This is a genomic window from Actinosynnema sp. NPDC004786, assembly GCF_053601135.1.
The window spans coordinates 183,810-199,413 of the sequence record NZ_JBSGBG010000014.1 but is presented as its reverse complement, the minus strand read 5'-3'; the positions used below and the strand labels follow the sequence as shown (position 1 = coordinate 199,413).

The 15,604-nt window shown below is 73.1% G+C and carries 13 protein-coding genes; 3 read left to right on the top strand and 10 right to left on the bottom strand.

Translation table 11 applies throughout. The features are described from left to right. Both gltB and dctA read right to left on the bottom strand, forming a co-directional pair. On the bottom strand, window positions 1–3,094 hold a 3,094-nt coding region (gltB, locus tag ACWEFJ_RS15710; RefSeq protein ID WP_449714107.1), incomplete at its 3' end, for a glutamate synthase large subunit. 367 nt (window positions 3,095–3,461) lie between these two features. Next, window positions 3,462–4,832, bottom strand: coding sequence for a C4-dicarboxylate transporter DctA (gene dctA, locus ACWEFJ_RS15705; protein WP_378089517.1), 1,371 nt, complete (start codon window positions 4,830–4,832; stop codon window positions 3,462–3,464). A 140-nt stretch (window positions 4,833–4,972) separates the two neighbouring features. Here dctA and ACWEFJ_RS15700 point away from each other — a divergent pair, with 140 nt between their 5' ends. Next, window positions 4,973–5,905, top strand: a complete 933-nt coding sequence (locus ACWEFJ_RS15700) for a TAXI family TRAP transporter solute-binding subunit (protein ID WP_449714106.1) — start codon at window positions 4,973–4,975, stop codon at window positions 5,903–5,905. 6 nt (window positions 5,906–5,911) lie between these two features. On the opposite strand, the gene ACWEFJ_RS15695 is transcribed toward ACWEFJ_RS15700, so the two are convergent. Beyond that, complete coding sequence (locus ACWEFJ_RS15695; protein WP_378089521.1) at window positions 5,912–7,267, bottom strand: sensor histidine kinase; 1,356 nt, start codon at window positions 7,265–7,267, stop codon at window positions 5,912–5,914. Window positions 7,268–7,342: 75 nt separating this feature from the next. Between ACWEFJ_RS15695 and ACWEFJ_RS15690 the strand changes: the two genes are divergently transcribed. After that, a complete protein-coding gene (locus tag ACWEFJ_RS15690) occupies window positions 7,343–7,873 on the top strand; it encodes an AMIN-like domain-containing (lipo)protein (protein ID WP_378089523.1) in 531 nt (176 codons plus the stop codon). Here the strand turns inward: ACWEFJ_RS15690 and ACWEFJ_RS15685 are convergent, their stop codons facing one another. The 7 genes from ACWEFJ_RS15685 to ACWEFJ_RS15655 form a co-directional block, all read right to left on the bottom strand. Next, on the bottom strand, window positions 7,874–8,548 hold the full coding sequence (locus tag ACWEFJ_RS15685; RefSeq protein WP_378089524.1) for a response regulator transcription factor: 675 nt from the start codon (window positions 8,546–8,548) through the stop codon (window positions 7,874–7,876). Window positions 8,549–8,554: 6 nt separating this feature from the next. Further along, a complete protein-coding gene (lgt, locus tag ACWEFJ_RS15680; protein ID WP_449714105.1) occupies window positions 8,555–9,589 on the bottom strand; it encodes a prolipoprotein diacylglyceryl transferase in 1,035 nt (344 codons plus the stop codon). Window positions 9,590–9,758: 169 nt separating this feature from the next. Continuing rightward, entirely contained in the window at window positions 9,759–10,544 is a 786-nt protein-coding gene (gene trpA / locus ACWEFJ_RS15675; RefSeq protein ID WP_378089528.1) for a tryptophan synthase subunit alpha, read from the bottom strand. Then, entirely contained in the window at window positions 10,541–11,764 is a 1,224-nt protein-coding gene (gene trpB, locus ACWEFJ_RS15670) for a tryptophan synthase subunit beta (protein WP_378089530.1), read from the bottom strand. Before trpB ends, trpA begins: the two co-directional genes overlap by 4 nt. A 22-nt stretch (window positions 11,765–11,786) precedes the next feature. Then, window positions 11,787–12,596 (bottom strand): indole-3-glycerol phosphate synthase TrpC, encoded by an 810-nt coding sequence (gene trpC, locus ACWEFJ_RS15665; protein ID WP_378089532.1) that lies wholly within the window; start codon window positions 12,594–12,596, stop codon window positions 11,787–11,789. A gap of 229 nt (window positions 12,597–12,825) precedes the next feature. Continuing rightward, entirely contained in the window at window positions 12,826–13,356 is a 531-nt protein-coding gene (locus ACWEFJ_RS15660) for a Trp biosynthesis-associated membrane protein (protein WP_449714104.1), read from the bottom strand. Next, entirely contained in the window at window positions 13,349–14,890 is a 1,542-nt protein-coding gene (locus ACWEFJ_RS15655; protein WP_449714103.1) for an anthranilate synthase component I, read from the bottom strand. Before ACWEFJ_RS15655 ends, ACWEFJ_RS15660 begins: the two co-directional genes overlap by 8 nt. 96 nt (window positions 14,891–14,986) lie before the next feature. On the opposite strand from ACWEFJ_RS15655, the gene ACWEFJ_RS15650 reads away from it, so the two are divergent. Then, window positions 14,987–15,601, top strand: a complete 615-nt coding sequence (locus ACWEFJ_RS15650) for a TetR/AcrR family transcriptional regulator (protein ID WP_378089538.1) — start codon at window positions 14,987–14,989, stop codon at window positions 15,599–15,601. Window positions 15,602–15,604 lie beyond the last annotated feature (3 nt).

The window sequence follows — 15,604 nt, the reverse complement described above, 5'->3', positions numbered from 1 at the left end:
GGACGTGCGTCACGCCCAGTCGCCCGGCTTGGAAGTCCTGCTCGTTGGCGTTCTTCAGGTCGTGGATGAGCTGCGCCAGGTCCTCGATCGAGTAGATGTCGTGGTGCGGCGGCGGCGAGATCAGGCCGACGCCCGGCGTGGAGTGCCGGGTCCGGGCGATCCACGGGTACACCTTGTACCCGGGCAGCTGGCCGCCCTCGCCGGGCTTCGCGCCCTGCGCCATCTTGATCTGGATGTCGCTCGCGTGCACCAGGTACTCGCTGGTGACGCCGAACCGGCCGGACGCGACCTGCTTGACCGCGCTGCGCCGCTCCGGGTCGTACAGGCGCTCCGGGTCCTCGCCGCCCTCGCCGCTGTTGGACCGGCCGCCGAGCCGGTTCATCGCGATGGCCAGCGTCTCGTGCGCCTCCGCCGAGATCGACCCGTAGGACATCGCGCCGGTGTTGAACCGCTTGACGATCGAGGAGACCGGCTCGACCTCGTCGATCGGGACCGGCGTGCGGCCCTCGGTGCGGAACTCGAACAGGCCGCGCAGCAGGCCGCCCTGGCGGGCGAGCCGCTCGACCTCGTCGGTGTAGCGGCGGTAGACCTCTTCGCGCCCGGTCTTCGTGGCGTGCTGGAGCAGGAACACCGTCTCCGGGGTGAACAGGTGCAGCTCGCCCTCGCGGCGGTAGGCGTACTCGCCGCCCACCTCCAGCCGGCGGTGCACCCGGTCGGTCGGGTTGTCCGGGTGGGCGCGGCGGTGGCGCAGCGCCACCTCCTCCGCCAGCACGTCCAGGCCCGCGCCGCCGAGCTTGGACACCGTGCCGGTGAAGTACTCGTCCAGCAGCTCCCTGGACAGGCCGACGGCCTCGAACACCTGGGCCGCCGTGTACGCGCCGACGGTCGAGATGCCCATCTTGGACATGATCTTCAGCGTGCCCTTGACCAGCGCCGTCACGTAGTTCCGCACGGCCTTGCGCGGTTCGATGCCGGTCACCGCGCCGGTGCTGATCATGTCTTCGATCGTCTCGAACGCCAGGTACGGGTTCACCGCGGCGGCGCCGTAGCTCAGCAGCGCGGCGACGTGGTGCACCTCGCGGGCGTCGCCGGTCTCCACGACGAGCGCCACGCGCAGCCGCTCCTTGGTGCGCACCAGGTGGTGGTGCACCGCGGAGACCAGCAGCAGCGACGGGATCGGCGCCATCCGGTGGTCGGAGTCGCGGTCGGACAGCACGAGCGTGCGCGCGCCGTTCGCGATGGCCTCGGACGCCTCGCGGCGCACGCGCTCGATCGCGGCGGCCAGCGCCGGCCCGCCGCCGTCCACTTCGTACAGTCCGGACAGGACGGTGCAGGCGAAGCCCGGCAGGTCGCCGTCGTCGTTGATGTGGATGAGCTTGGCCAGCTCGTCGTTGTCGATGACCGGGTACGCCAGCTTGATGTGCCGGCAGCTCACCGGTCCCGGCTCCAGCAGGTTCTGCTCCGGGCCCATCACCCGCGACACGCTGGTGACGATCTCCTCGCGGATCGCGTCCAGCGGCGGGTTGGTGACCTGGGCGAAGTTCTGCACGAAGTAGTCGTAGAGCAGCCGGGAGCGCTGCGACAGCGCCGCCACCGGGGTGTCGGTGCCCATGGAGCCCAGCGGTTCCGCGCCCGCGACGGCCATCGGCGCGAGCAGGACCCGCAGCTCCTCCTCGGTGTAGCCGAACGTGAGCTGCCGCCGCACCACGGACTCGTGGCTCTGCACCACGTGCTCGCGGTCGGCCAGGTCGGCCAGCTCCAGCAGGCCGGCGTGCAGCCACTCGTCGTAGGGCTGCTCCTCGGCGAGCGCCGCCTTGACCTCGTCGTCCTCGACCAGGCGACCCTCGACCGTGTCGACCAGGAACATCCGGCCGGGCTGCAACCGGCCCTTGGCCACGACCTGGTCGGGCGGCACGTCGAGCACGCCGGTCTCCGAGGCGAGCACCACGCGGCCGTCGGCGGTCTGCCACCAGCGGGCCGGGCGCAGGCCGTTGCGGTCCAGCACCGCGCCGACCAGCGAGCCGTCGGTGAACGTCACGCACGCCGGGCCGTCCCACGGCTCCATCAGGCTGGCGTGGAACTCGTAGAACGCGCGGCGCTTCGGGTCCATGGAGGTGTGGTTCTCCCACGCCTCCGGGATCATCATCAGCACCGCGTGCGGCAGGCTCCGGCCGCCCAGGTGCAGCAGCTCCAGCACCTCGTCGAAGCTCGCCGAGTCGGAGCCGTCGGGGTGGCAGATCGGGAACAGCCGGGTCAGGTCGCCCGGGATGAGGTCGGAGGCCAGCAGCGCCTCGCGGGCCCGCATCCGGTTCCGGTTGCCCCGGACCGTGTTGATCTCGCCGTTGTGGGCGACGTACCGGAACGGGTGCGCCAGCGGCCACGACGGGAACGTGTTGGTCGAGAAGCGGGAGTGGACCAGGGCGATGGCGCTGGCCAGCCGCTCGTCGCGCAGGTCCGGGAAGAACGCGGGCAGCTGGCCCGTGGTCAGCATGCCCTTGTAGACGATGGTCCGGGACGACAGCGACGGGAAGTAGGTGCCGACGCCCGCCGTCGCGCTCTCGTGCTCCACGCGCTTGCGCAGGGCGAACGTGAGGCGGTCCAGCTCGACGTCGCGCGCGTCGCTCCCGGCCGCCCGCACCAGCAGCATCGCGAAGTGCGGCATCACCGACCGGGCGGTCGGTCCCACGCCGGCGTGGTCGGGCGCGGTGGGCACGTCCCGCCAGCCCAGGACCTCCAGGCCCTCCTCGGCGGCGACCCGCTCGGCCAGCTCGACGGCCTTGGCCCGGTCCTCCGCCTCGGCGGGCAGGAACGCGATGCCGGCCGCGTACGCGCCCGCCTCGGGCAGCTCGAAGTCGAGCACGTCCCGCAGGAACGCGTCGGGCAGTTGCAGCAGGATCCCGGCGCCGTCGCCGCTGGTCGGCTCCGCGCCCGCGGCGCCGCGGTGTTCCAGGTTGGCCAGCGCGGTGAGCGCGTCGACGACGATGTCGTGCGAGCGCCGGCCCTTGATGTCGGCGACCATCGCCACACCGCACGCGTCACGTTCCGCGGCGGGGTCGTAGAGCCCCTGCGGGGACGGGATGGCGGAGAAGATCACTGCGCAGACCTCCTTCGTCGTCCTTCGAGAGAACGAGTCCTCGTGTCCAGGTCCTGGAATCCGGGTGCTGGGCACGGGACGACGATGGCCCGCGTGTTGACGCGACTTTAACAGTCGCGAAACCGAACCACACCATCCTTTGGGTGATCTTGTCCGGTGACGGGTAACGATTCGGCCCGTCCGAGCGATACGCGGGCCGCCTTGTTACGCGTTGTTAAGCATAACCGAGCGAGGGCCGCCGCGCGCGTCGGTGAGAGCTTGCCGACACCGCTGACCACGGCGAACGCGCAGGTGAGCCCCCGTGCCGCCGCCTGGTGGGCGACGGCGACGGGGGCCCGGTGGCCGAACCGCCCCTGATCCGGGGGGCTCAGCGCGCGCCGGCGACCGCCGGTTCACGCTCGGTGACCGGTCCGTCACCGTGCTGGTGGTCGAGCAGGGCGTCCGCGTCCACCGACGAAGGGTTGTCCAGCACCTGGCGCAGCCGGTCGCGGTCCAACTGGCCCTGCCAGCGGGCCACCACGAGGGTGCCGACGCCGTTGCCGATGACGTTGGTGATCGCCCGCGCCTCGGACATGAACCGGTCGATGCCCACGATCAGCGCGATGCCGACCGCCGGGATCGCGCTGTTGCCCTCGAACGCGCTCAGCGAGGCGGCCAGCGTGACCAGGCCCGCGCCCGTGACGCCCGCCGCGCCCTTGCTGGCCAGCAGCATGAACAGCAGCAGCCCGATCTGCGTGCCCAGGCCCACGTCCGTGCCCGTCGCCTGGGCGATGAAGATCGCGCCCATGGTGAGGTAGATGCACGTGCCGTCGAGGTTGAACGAGTAGCCGGTCGGGATGGTGAGGCCGACCACGGACTTGTCCGCGCCCGCCGCCTCCAGCTTCACCAGCATCCGCGGCAGCACCGTCTCCGACGACGACGTGCCCAGCACGATCAGCAGCTCGTCCTTGATGTACCGGAGGAACTTGAAGATCGAGAACCCGGCGAACAGCGCCACCGCGCCCAGCACCAGCAGGACGAACAGCAGGCACGTCGCGTAGAACGAGCCCATCAGCCACGCGAGCTTGCCCAGGATCGAGCCGCCGAACTTGCCGATCGTGTAGGCGATGCCGCCGAACGCGCCGATCGGCGCGGCGTACATGACGATCTTGATGACGCCGAACATGACCTTGGCGACCGTGTCCAGGGCCGACACGACCCGCTCGCCGCGCTTGCCCATGCCCGCCACGGCCACCGCGACCAGGATCGCCACCACCAGCACCTGGATGAGCTGCCCGTCGGTGAACGCGCTGAGGAACGACTTCGGCACCAGGCTGAGGACGAACCCGGTGACGCCGGTCTCGGCGGTCTTGGCGTCGGCCAGGGTCTTGTCCGCCGCGGCGTCGTTGATCGGGATCGACGCGCCGTGGTGGCCGGGCTGGACCAGGTTGACCACGACCAGGCCGATGGCCAGCGCGACCGTCGTCATCGCGGTGAAGTACAGGATGGTGCGCAGCGCCAGGCCGCCCGCCTTGGCCAGGTTGCCCAGGCCCGCGATGCCGACCACGACCGTGCAGAAGATCGTCGGCGCGATGACGACCTTCACCAGGGCGATGAACAGGTCGGCCAACCACTTCATGCCCGACGCCTGGGCGGGGAAGGCGTACCCGACGACCACGCCGAGCACGATCGACACCAGCACCCAGAAGTAGAGGTGCCGGTAGATCGGTTTGCGCTCCCGTGTTTGCGCGCTGACCACGTCTCCTCCAGGGGGACCGTTGGGGGGTTGGTTGGTGATCCTGAGCACACGGCGTGAGCGCGACAAGGAGGTCGCCGGAAACTTCAGATCCCTCTGACGTAACACCGCGTTCACCCCGACGTGGGGCTACGCTGCGGTCCGTGCAGGTGTCCCGGCGCTCGGTGCTGCTGGCCGCGCTGGCGGCGGCCGTGCCCGCCTGCACGTCCACCACGACCCCGCGGCCGGCGGAGCTGGTCCTGGCGACCGGGCCGGACGGCGCGGTGTTCCGCGAGATCGGCGGCGCGCTGGCGCGGGCGCTGGCCGACGAGCTGCCCGCGACCCGGGTCGTGGAGCGGCAGACCGCGGCGTCGGTGGAGAACGTGCGGCTGCTGCGCGCGGGCGAGGTCCACCTCGGACTGTCCTCTTTGGATCCCCTGGTGGGCGCGGCGCCGCTCAGCGCCGACGACCCGGGCGGGATCAGCGCCGTGGGCCGGCTCTACGACAGCTTCATGCAGGTCGCCGTGCCCGCCGGCTCGTCGCTGCGCACCTTGTCGGACCTGGCGGGCCGGACCGTCTCGTTCGGCCCGTCCGAGTCCGGCACCGAGTTCACCGCGACGCGGCTGCTGTCCCTGCTCGGGATCGAGGTCGACGCGCGGCGCATGGCCCACGCCGAGGCGGCCAGGCGGCTGGCGGCGGGCTCGCTGGACGCGGTGCTCGCGCTGACCGGCATCCCCACCCCGGCGATCACCGACGTCCTGCCGGGGTTCCCGCTGCGGCTGCTGGACCTGCCCGGCGAGGCGGAGGAGCTGGCGCGGGCCTACCCGGGCCCGTACGTGCCGGCCACCATCCCGGCCACGACCTACGCGGGCCTCGGGCCGTGCCACACGTTCGCCGTGCCCAACCTGCTGCTGGCCAGGTCCGGGCTGGACGCCGACGTGGTGGAGGTGGTGACCGGGACCGTGTTCACGCAGTCCGCCCGCATCGCCGCCGGGCACCCGGAGGCGAGCCGGATCAACGTGCGGACCGGGATCGCCACCGGGCAGGTGCCGCTGCACCGCGGCGCGGAGCGCTGGTTCCGGGCCGCGAAGCGCTGACCCGGTTCACGCGCTGAGGCGCACGACGGCGTCCAGGCCGTGCGGCTCGGCGGGCCGCAGGACCAGCTCGCCGCCGGCCGACGCGATCAGCTCGGCGCAGATGGCCAGGCCCAGGCCCGTGCCGGCGATGTTCTGGTGGCGCGGCGCGCGCCAGAACCGGCTCAGGGCGTTGGCGCGCTCCTGGTCCGTCAGGCCGGTGCCGTCATCGGTCACGTGCAGCTCGACGCGACCCCCTTCGGCGGTCCCCCAGACCCGCACGCGGGTGCCGCCGGACAGGCGGATCGCGTTGCCGACCAGCTCGTCCAGCACGCTGCCCAGGCCACCGGGCGGCTCCAGGACCCGCAGGCCGGGCGGGACGGCGACCTCCAGGACCATCCCGCCCGCCAACGCGCGCCACCCCGGGACGTGGGTGGCGAGCAGGTTGTCCACGTCGACCGGCTCGGCGGCGGAGGCGCTGTCCAGGCGCGTGGCGGCCAGCAGGGTGTCCAGGACGCGGCCCATCTCCTCGGCTTCGTCGACCGCGATGCGCTGCGCCTCCCGGCCCGCCTCGTCGGTGACGTGCGGTGCCAGGTTGTCGACCGCGAGCCGCAGGCTGGCCAGCGGGTTGCGCAGCTGGTGGGAGGCGTCCGAGACGAACGCGCGCTGGCGGCGCAGCGCCCGGCCCACGACGTCGACCATCGCGTTGAAGCTCGCGGCCAGCCGGCGCAGCTCGGGCGGGCCGCCGACCTCGTCGGCACGGGCGTCCAGCCGCCCGCCCGCCACGGCGGCGGTGGCCTCGTCCAGTGTGCGGACGGGGCGCAGCACCCAGCGCGACATCGGCCAGGCCACCGCGACCACGCCCAGCAGGGGGACGAGCCCGACCAGGGCCAGCACGCCCCACTGCCGCAGGATCCCGGCCCGGAGGCGGTCGGTCGGGGAGATGGTCACGACGGCCGCCACGACCTCGCTGTCCCGGCCCACCGGCTCGACCACGACCAGGTCCACCCGCTCCCACGGCCACACCGACTGGTCGGTCTCGCCGCGGTAGCCGCCGAACGCCGCCCGCAGCCCGACCTGGACGTTCGGGTCGTCCAGGGGGAACGGCCGCCGGGACGACTCGAGCACGGAGCCGTCCGTGCCGATCAGGGCGGCCGAGATGCCGTACAGCTCGTCGTAGCGGAACAGCTCCTCGCGCAGCGCGGTCAGCCGGCCCGACGCGAGGGCGTTCTCGGCCAGCGACGCGAACCGGCTGGCGTCGCCCAACCGGTCGAGGTAGGTCTCCTGGCCCTCCCGCTGCACCACCGCGAACGCGAGCGGCACGCCCAGGGCCGCCACCAGGGCGACCAGCAGCGGCACGAACAGGACCAGCAGGCGGCGCAGCACGCGGGGGCAACCTCCCGGGGGTGACGTGCGTCATACCGACCGCGGGCGTCCGCCCGCGGGGAAGGGGGAACCAGGATGCTACGCAAGGTTGCGGCGGTGCTGGCGGCGGTGACGGCGTTCGCCGTGGTCGCGCCGGTGACCGCGGTCGCGGCGCCGGCCGCCTGCGCGCCGGTCGCGTGGGGGTCTCTGCCGAAGACGGCGGACCAGACGACGACGGCGCTGCTGACGAACATCCGCGCCGGTCGGCAGGAGTGCTACGACCGGTTGGTGTTCGACTTCAGCGGGACGAACGACGGCTACACGGTGCAGTACGTGCCGGAGGTGACGCACGAGGGCTCGGGTGAGCCGGTGCCGCTGCGGGGCGGGGCGAAGTTGCAGATCACGGTGAACTCGCCGGCCTACGACGGGAACGGCGACCCGACCTACACCTACGCGAACGCGTCGGAGCTGGTGGACGTCACCGGCTACCAGACGTTCCGGCAGGTGGCGTGGGCCGGGTCGTTCGAGGGGCAGACGACGGTGGGGCTGGGCGTGCGCGCCCTGCTGCCGTTCCGGGTGTTCACGCTGCCCGGCCGGGTCGTGGTGGACGTCGCCCACACCTGGTGATCAGGGGTCCGGGGTGTGGGCCGCGACCCGGTAGCCCACGCCCCGGATCGTCTCGATGCGCAGCGCGTCGCCGAGCTTGCCGCGCAGGGCGGCGATGTGGGTGTCGAGGGTGCGTGACGGCGCTTCCCAGTGCGCCTGCCAGACCTGGTCGACGATGAGGTCCCGGCTGACCACCGTGCCCGCCCGGCCGACGAGCAGCGCCAACAGGTCGAACTCCTTGCGGGTCAGCGGCACGGGCTCGCCGTGCACGCGCGCCTCCCGGCCGGCCGGGTCCAGGGTGAGCGGGCCGAGCGTGACCTCGCGCTCCCGTTCGGCGGCGCGGGCGGCGCGGGTGCGCCGCAGGACCGCTTCGATGCGGGCGAGCAGCTCGGCGGTGCCGAAGGGCTTGACCACGTAGTCGTCCGCGCCGAGCCGCAGCCCGAGGACCCGTTCGCGCTCCTCGCCGCGCGCGGTGACGGTGATGATCGCGGTGCCGGGGCGGCGGCGCAGCTCGCGCAGCACGTCCAGGCCGTCCCCGTCGGGCAGGCCGAGGTCGAGCAGCACGACGTCGGCCGGTGGCGCGGTCACCGCGTCGGCGGCGGTGGCCACGCGGTGGACCTCGTAGCCGGCGTGCCGCAGTGCCGTGAGCAGGCCACGCGCCACCCGGTCGTCGTCTTCGACGACGAGGATGCGCACGGCGGGCTACGGGGCCGGCTTGTCGCCGGTGTCCGCGGGCCGGTCGGACTTGGTGTCGGGGACCGTGGTCCCCGCCGCGGCCGGCCCGGTGTCGGGGACCGTGGTGCTCTCCGCGGCCGGGTCGGCGCCGCCGTCCGCCGCGGCGGGCAGGGTGCCGGGCGACGCGTCGTCGCCGTCGGGCGACTCCCGGACGATGACCTCGCGCTCGCCCCTCTTCGCGGCGAGCAGGAAGTAGACCAGCGCGCCGAGGAACACCACGGCGGAGGTGATGACGTTGATCCGCATCCCGAACACCTCGGTGGCCGGGTCGGTGCGCATCAGCTCGATCCAGAACCGGCCGGCCGTGTAGCCCGCGACGTAGAGCGCGAACACGCGGCCGTGGCCCAGCCGGAACCTGCGGTCGGCCCACACGATCAGCAGCGCGACGCCGAGGTTCCACAGCAGCTCGTACAGGAACGTCGGGTGCACGATCTCGATCGGGGTGTGGTCGAGCGCCACGCCGCCGAGGTCGTCCTTGAAGCCGGTCTCCGGGTCGACCCGCTCGTAGATCTCCAGGCCCCAGGGCAGCGTGGTGGGGCCGCCGTAGAGCTCCTGGTTGAAGTAGTTGCCGAGGCGGCCGACGGCCTGGGCGACGACGATGCCGGGCGCGAGGGCGTCCGCCATCGCGGGCAGCGGGATGCCCTTGCGCCGGCACCCGATCCACGCGCCGACGCCGCCGAGCGCGATCGCGCCCCAGATGCCGAGGCCGCCGTTCCAGATGGCCAGGGCCTCCAGCGGGTTGCGACCCTCGCCGAAGTACTTGTGGTAGTCCGTCGCGACGTGGTAGAGCCGCCCGCCGACCAGGCCGAACGGCACCGCGAAGACGGCGATGTCCGTGACCTCGCCCTTCAGCCCGCCGCGCGCCACCCACCGCCGCTCGCCCCACCAGATGGCGAGGATGATGCCCAGGATGATGCACAGCGCGTAGGCGCGGATCGGGATCGGCCCCACTTGCCAGACGCCCTGGTCGGGGCTGGGGATCGTCGCGAGGTAAGTCGTCACCACGGCCACCACCGTAGCGGGTGCGCCCGGTCGCCCTGCTCCGACGGCTCGATTGTTACCGGGAAGGGTCGTTCGGGCTTCAGCACGCCGCCCCCGCTGCGCGCCGCCTCCCCGTGCTCCCCCGCCCGCACTCGACCACGGTCGCGATCAGTTCACTCGAACGTGCGTGCTAGACGGCCGCTGCCGGTTGGCGCACCCCGGTGGCCAACTCCTCCGCCAGCGCCGCCACCGCGTCGTCCTGCACCGCCGACACGAACGCCGAGCCCACGATCACGCCGTCCGCGAACCCGGCCAGCTCCGCCGCCTGCGCCCCGTTCCGCACGCCCAACCCGACGCCGACCGGCATGTCCGTGTGCTCCCGCACCCGCTTGACCAGCGCCGGAGCCGCGGACGACACGACGTCGCGCGCACCCGTCACGCCCATCACCGAGGTCGCGTACAGGAAGCCCCGCGACGAGCGCGCGGTCAGGTCGATCCGCTCGTCCGTGGACGACGGCGCGACGAGGAAGATCCGGTCCAGGTCGTGCGCGTCCGTCGCGGCGATCCACTCCGCGCCCTCGTCGGGCACCAGGTCGGGCGTGATGACGCCCAGCCCGCCGGCCGCCGCCAGGTCGCGCGCGAACCGGTCCACGCCGTAGGCGAGCACCGGGTTCCAGTACGTCATCACGACCGCGCGCCCACCGGCCGACGCGACCGACTCGACCACGCCGAACAGGTCCCGCACCCGGAACCCGCCGCGCAGCGCCTGCTCGGCCGCGCGCTGGATGGTCGGCCCGTCCATCACCGGGTCGGAGAACGGCAACCCGACCTCGACCAGGTCACACCCGGACGACACCATCGTCCGCAGCACGTCCTTGGACCCCTCGACGGTGGGGTAGCCGGCGGGCAGGTAGCCGATCAGGGCCGCCCTCGACTCCGCCCGACAAGCCGAGAACACCGGCTCGAGCCTGCTCACGACTCCACCCCCAGCCCGAACCACTTGATCGCGGTGTCCATGTCCTTGTCGCCGCGCCCGGACAGGTTCACCAGGATCAACCCCTCCGGTCCCAGCTCGCGGCCCAGCACGAGCGCGCCGGCCAGGGCGTGCGCGGACTCGACCGCCGGGATGATGCCCTCCTCGCGGGAGAGCAGCGCGAACGCCTCCATCGCCTGGGCGTCGGTCACGGGCCGGTACTCGGCCCGTCCGCTGTCCTTGAGGAACGCGTGCTCGGGCCCCACGCCGGGGTAGTCCAGACCCGCCGAGATGGAGTGCGCCTCGGCGATCTGCCCGTCGGAGTCCTGGAGCACGTAGGACATGGCGCCGTGCAGCGAACCGGGCGTGCCGGCGGTGAGCGTCGCGCCGTGCCGGTCGGTGTCGATGCCGTCGCCGCCGGGCTCCAGGCCGACCAGCCGCACCGACGGGTCGTCGATGAAGCCGTGGAAGATGCCGATGGCGTTCGAGCCGCCGCCCACGCACGCGGCGACGGCGTCGGGCAGCCGGCCCGCCTTCTCCAGGATCTGCTGACGCGCCTCGATGCCGATGACCCGGTGGAAGTCGCGCACGAGCACCGGGAACGGGTGCGGCCCGGCGGCGGTGCCCAGCAGGTAGTGGGTGTCGTCCACGTTGGCGACCCAGTCGCGCAGCGCCTCGTTGATGGCGTCCTTGAGCGTGCGGGAGCCGGTCTTCACCGGGACGACCCGCGCGCCGAGCAGCCGCATCCGGGCCACGTTGAGCGCCTGTCGCTCGGTGTCGACCTCGCCCATGTAGACGACGCAGTCCAGGCCCATGAGCGCGCAGGCGGTGGCCGTGGCCACGCCGTGCTGGCCCGCGCCGGTCTCGGCGATGACCCGCTTCTTGCCCATGCGCTTGGTCAGCAGCGCCTGGCCCAGCACGTTGTTGATCTTGTGCGAGCCGGTGTGGTTGAGGTCCTCGCGCTTGAGGAACACCCGCGCGCCGCCCGCGTGGGCGGCGAACTTGGGCGCCTCGGTGAGCAGCGAGGGCCGGCCCGCGAAGTCGCGCAGCAGCCGGGCGAACTCGTCCAGGAACTCGGGGTCGACCCGCGCCTTCTCGTAGAACGCCGCGAGCTCGTCCACGGCGGCGATGAGCGCCTCCGGCATGAACCGGCCGCCCCACGGCCCGAAGTGACCCCGCTCGTCCGGGTCGTGGGGTGTCGGAGCCAACTGGCTGCGCGACATGCGCTCTCCTCCTACGGGTGTGTTACCGGCTCGGCCGCGGGCACGCGGGGTGGGAACCGGCCGTCACCAGCTTGTTCACCGCGACCTTGGGGTCGCCGCTCGTCACCAGGCTCTCGCCGACCAGCACCGCGTCGGCCCCCGCGCCCGCGTACGCCATCAGGTCGCCCGGCCCGGTCACCCCGGACTCGGCGATCTTGATGGTGTCGAAGGGCAGGCCGGGCGCGATCCGCCCGAACACGTCCTTGTCCACTTCCAGGGTGTGCAGGTTGCGCGCGTTCACGCCGATGACGCTCGCGCCCGCCTCCAGCGCGCGGTCGGCCTCCTCGGCCGTGTGCACCTCGACCAGGGCCGTCATGCCCAGCGACTCGACCCGGTCCAGCAGGGCGACCAGCGCGTTCTGCTCCAGCGCCGCCACGATGAGCAGCACCAGGTCCGCGCCGTGCAGGCGCGCCTCGTGCACCTGGTACGGGCTGACGATGAAGTCCTTGCGCAGCAGGGGGACGCCCACGGCCGCGCGCACCGCGTCGAAGTCGTCCAGCGACCCGCCGAACCGGCGCTGCTCGGTCAGCACGCTGATCGCCCGCGCGCCGCCCAGCTCGTACTGCACCGCGAGGTCCGCGGGCTCCGGGATGTCGGCCAACTGCCCCTTGGACGGGCTGCGCCGCTTCACCTCGGCGATGACGCCGACACCCGGTCCGCGCAGGATCGACATCACGTCCTGCGGCGGCGGCACCTTGGCCGCCTTCTCCCTGAGCACGTCGAAGGGCAGTGCCGCCTCGCGCTGGGCGAGGTCTTCGCGGACGCCTTCGATGATCGACTCGAGCACGGTCATCCGCGCACCTCGCTCGACTCCGTCAGACCTTCCGGTTCAGTCGCAAGCTCCCGCACGTCACGCTCCCCTTCCCGCCACGAGGATGCTAACCCCGCCGCGCACCCCCGCCGGCCACCGGGTCGCGCCGTTCACGCGGATGACCAGCACCCTTCCGGGCCGACGTGCGCAAACGTGCGGTACCGCCGGCCCGGCGGGGCGTCCGTCCCGCTCCGTGGGAACGCCGCCGCGCTCAGCGCCCGTCCCGGTGCGTGGGATCGTCGCCGCGCTCAGCGTCCGTCCCATCCGTGGGATCGTCGCCGCGCTCCAGCGCGTTCCACATCTCCCGTTCGGGGTCCGCGGTCCGCTTCGCCGCGCCGGGCGTCTGGTAGCCGCCTCCCAGGCGCGGCATGACCCGGCCGCGCACGACCAGCACCACGCCCGCGGCGACCGCGAGCGCCGCGCCCGCGAACACCAGGCCGCGGCCGGTCACGGGCCCGTCGGCGTCCACTCCTTGGAACGCCGCCGCGACGCCCGCGAGCAGCACCACGACCCCGAGCACCCGCCGGACCCAGCCGCCCAACGCCACCGCGGCGGCGATGGCGGCCAGGCACAGCAACGCCAGCGGGGTCAGCGCGGGCACGACCTCGCCGCCGCTTCGGTCCGCCGAAGCGTCCCAGGTCAGCGCGGACGCGCCCCACAGCGCGACCGCGGCGAGCAGCAGCAGCGCCACCACGATCCACAGTGGACGCCTGCCGGGTCGGGCGTCGGCCGGTTCAGACACGGGCGGGGTCCACCGCCGGCGCCATGGTCTGCGCGGTCGCGACCGCCGACAGCACCGCGCCCGCCTTGTTCAGGCACTCGTTGTCCTCGGCGACCGGGTCGGAGTCGGCCACGATGCCGCCGCCCGCCTGCACGTACGCCACCCCGTCGCGCACCAGCGCGGTCCGGATGGCGATGGCGGTGTCCGCGTCGCCCGCGAAGTCCAGGTAGCCGACGACGCCGCCGTACAGGCCGCGCCGGGTGGGCTCCAGCTCCTCGATCAGCTCCATCGCGCGGGGCTTCGGCGCGCCGGACAGCGTCCCGGCGGGGAAGCACGCCGCGACCGCGTCGAACGCCGTGCGGCCCTCGGCCAGCTCGCCGCTGACCGTGGACACGATGTGCATGACGTGGCTGTACCGCTCGACCTTGAAGAAGTCGACCACGGTCACCGAGCCCGGCTTGCACACCCGGCCCAGGTCGTTGCGGCCGAGGTCGACCAGCATGAGGTGCTCGGCGCGCTCCTTGTGGTCGGCCAGCAGGTCCTTCTCCAGCAGGGCGTCTTCCTCGTCGTCCACGCCGCGCCAGCGGGTGCCCGCGATCGGGTGCGTGGTCGCCTTGCCGTCGCGCACCGTCACCAGCGACTCCGGGCTGCACCCGACGATGTCGAAGTCGTCCAGCCGCAGCAGGTACATGTACGGGCTGGGGTTGGACGTGCGCAGCACCCGGTAGATGTCGAGCGGGTCGGCGGTGGTGCGCATCTCGAACCGCTGGGACAGCACGACCTGGAACGCCTCGCCGGCCCGGATGGCCTCCTTGGCCTTCTCCACGGCCGCGCAGTGCTCCTCCTGCGTGCGGCGGCGGACGAACTCCGGCTTGGGCCGGGCGAACACCGCGACCGTGGGCGGCGCGGGGCTCTGGAGGTCCAGCGTCATCGCGTCGAGCCGGGCCACGGCGTCGTCGTAGGCGGCGTCCACGCGTTCCGGCGAGTCGTCCCAGTTGATGGCGTTCGCGATGAGCGTGACGGTGCCCTCGTGGTGGTCCAGCGCGGCCAGGTCGGTGGCCAGCAGCATCACCAGCTCCGGCACCCGGAGGTCGTCCTGCGCGAGCGACGGCAGCCGCTCCAGCCGCCGCACGGCGTCGTAGCCGATGTAGCCGACCATCCCGCCGGTCAGCGGCGGCAGGCCGGGCAGCGGGTCGGTGCGCAGCACCTCGATGGTCTCGCGCAGGGCCGCCAGCGGGTCGCCGCCCTCGGGCAGGCCCACCGGGTGCGGCCCCTGCCAGAACGCCTCGCCGCCGGTCGCGGTCAGCGCGCCGGCGCTGCGCGCGCCCACGAACGACCAGCGCGACCAGGAGCGGCCGTTCTCGGCCGACTCGAACAGGAACGTGCCCGGTCGGTCCGCCGCGAGCTTGCGGTACAGCCCGACGGGCGTCTCCGCGTCCGCCAGCAGCCGCCGCACCACCGGGATGACCCGCCGCTGCGCGGCGAGCTCGCGGAACTCCTCGCGCGTCGGGCTGACCTCGCCCAGACCCGCGCCTGCACCGATGACGCTCACCATGGGCGACATTGTGCCGGTCGGGTCCGGGGCGCGGTTCGACCGGCTCCATTTCAACGCGTGTTGAAAAAAGTGCGGGCCGTCGCGCATGATGGTGACGTGGACCAGAGCTCGCGACAAACCGAACCCAAGCGCCGCGGCCGGCGGTCCGGCGGCGCGGACACCAGGGCCGCGCTGCTGGACGCCGCGCGGGAGGTGTTCGTCGAACGCGGCTACGAGGGCGCGACCGTCCGGTCCATCGCCGCGCGGGCCGGGGTGGACGCGGCCATGGTCAACCACTGGTTCGGCGGCAAGGAGGGCCTGTTCGCCAAGGCCGTGCTGCACGTGCCGGTCGACATCAACGCCCTGGTCGAACGGCTCCTCGACGGCCCGGACGAGCAGATCGGCGAGCGGATCGTGCGCAACTTCATCGGCGTGTGGGACCCCATCGGGGGCGGCCCGTTCGCGGCGATGGTGCGCAGCGTGACCTCGCACGACCAGGTCGCCGACGTGCTGCGAGGGTTCTTCGTGCAGACCCTGCTCAAGCGGCTCGTGCTGCACCTGGGCGTGCCGGACGCGGAGCTGCGCGCGACGCTGCTGGCCACCCAGATCTTCGGCATGGGCATGGTGCGGTACGTGGTGAAGTTCGAGCCGTTCGCCTCGGCCGACGTGGAGACGCTGGTCAGGGCCATCGCGCCCAACCTCCAGCGGTACCTGACCGGCGACATCGGCTGAGCG